The following is a 560-nucleotide window of genomic DNA, read 5'->3' on the forward strand; positions in this document are numbered from 1 at the left end:
GCAGGCTCTCGAGCGGATGGCGGCCCGGATGGCGACAGCGCAGATCGTCGCGGAGCGCACCCAGCACGCGGCCGACGTCGCCGCTCACGAGGAACGCCGCCGGCTTGCCCTCGAGCTGCACGACAGCGTCGGCGCGATGCTGTTCACCCTCGGTGCCGGCATCCGCAGCCTCAGCACGATACCCGGGCTCGACCAGGATGTCCGGACCCGGCTGTCGACCATCGAGCAACAGGCCGCCGAGACCACCGCCGCGTTACGCGACTCGTTACGGTCCTCAGTGCCCCACCCGAGCAGGTCGCGCTCGGCGTGGCGTTGCGTGAACACTGCCGGGCCTTCTCCGACCGCACCACCATCACCGCACAGGTGATCACGCTTACCGAGCTGCCCACGCTGCCCCGTTCACATATCCAGGCACTCGCCGATGCCGTTCGCGAGGCCCTGCTCAACGTGGAGAAACACGCCCGCGCGCACTCCGTGGTGATCAGTATTTTCACGTTGCGGGGCGGTGTCGCCGTCACGGTCTCCGATGACGGGGTCGGCCTGGGCGACGGCCATACCCG

Annotated in this window: 1 protein-coding gene and 1 pseudogene; both read left to right on the forward strand. The window is 69.1% G+C overall.

Annotation, left to right across the window (positions count from 1 at the left end; genetic code table 11):
- Nucleotides 1–367, forward strand: a 367-nt coding sequence (locus MJ783_RS22415; RefSeq protein ID WP_239313668.1) for a histidine kinase, incomplete at its 5' end; no start/stop codon positions are given.
- Nucleotides 364–560: pseudogene (locus MJ783_RS22420) on the forward strand (histidine kinase); the annotation flags it as partial. The gene MJ783_RS22415 and the pseudogene MJ783_RS22420, both read left to right, overlap by 4 nt.

This window comes from Protofrankia sp. Cj3 (assembly GCF_917627355.1).
In the GTDB taxonomy this organism is placed as follows: domain Bacteria; phylum Actinomycetota; class Actinomycetes; order Frankiales; family Frankiaceae; genus Protofrankia.